A 682-nucleotide genomic window follows, 5' to 3' on the forward strand; every position below is an offset into this window, starting at 1 on the left:
CTTTTTCAGAGGATACCTAGTGCTGGGTCTAGGGTTACGAAGGAATTTGTAGGGTCGACTGGAGCTGGCGATTCGGACGGCGGGCTGGGTTCTTAATCGATGTTCGGCGCTGACTTCATCATGGCGTAACGCTCCTCAGCCGCCGGTTGAGCGACTAAGTACATTGGCGAATGGCGATTCACTTTTAGGATGCCAGAAGCAAAGTCTGGTTTTCGGGGGCTGGTGACAAGCGGATAGCAGTTACAAATAGATACAATTTAACATAATATACATTATGCGTACCTCTGAAATCCATGACGGCATCGATGTACAGTCCTTTTAATCACTAAAAAGCATAACTCAACTAAATTACAGTTTAGTCGAGTTATAACCGGCTGCCTGTCATTTGATCGTTCGTTGCGTGCGACTGGTATCAGGAATGATGTTAAAACGTGAAACCTTTTGTGGTTGCGCGCTCTGGTCCACCGCTGCGAGCCCTCGCTGCGGACCGTCGCGCGACTCAAGGGAGCGAGTTGATGAAAGACCGGCCGGTGTGGCATACGCCGGCTGCTGTTTAGTGTCATCAAAATATCCGTTCTGCACGACTGACATACAGAAATCAAAAGACGTTGTCATGCGTGTGGCCTGCTGTGAATAGCACTGGCAAACGGTGTCCTCACCATTTGTCACCGCCACTGTAAAA

Annotated in this window: 1 pseudogene; it reads right to left on the minus strand. The window is 49.3% G+C overall.

Features of this window, described 5'->3' with window-relative positions:
- Window positions 1–381: 381 nt before the first annotated feature.
- Window positions 382–682 (minus strand): annotated as a pseudogene (locus ALO64_RS24735) (zonular occludens toxin domain-containing protein); the annotation flags it as partial.

The sequence above is a fragment of the Pseudomonas meliae genome, from assembly GCF_001400515.1.
Lineage (GTDB): Bacteria > Pseudomonadota > Gammaproteobacteria > Pseudomonadales > Pseudomonadaceae > Aquipseudomonas > Aquipseudomonas amygdali.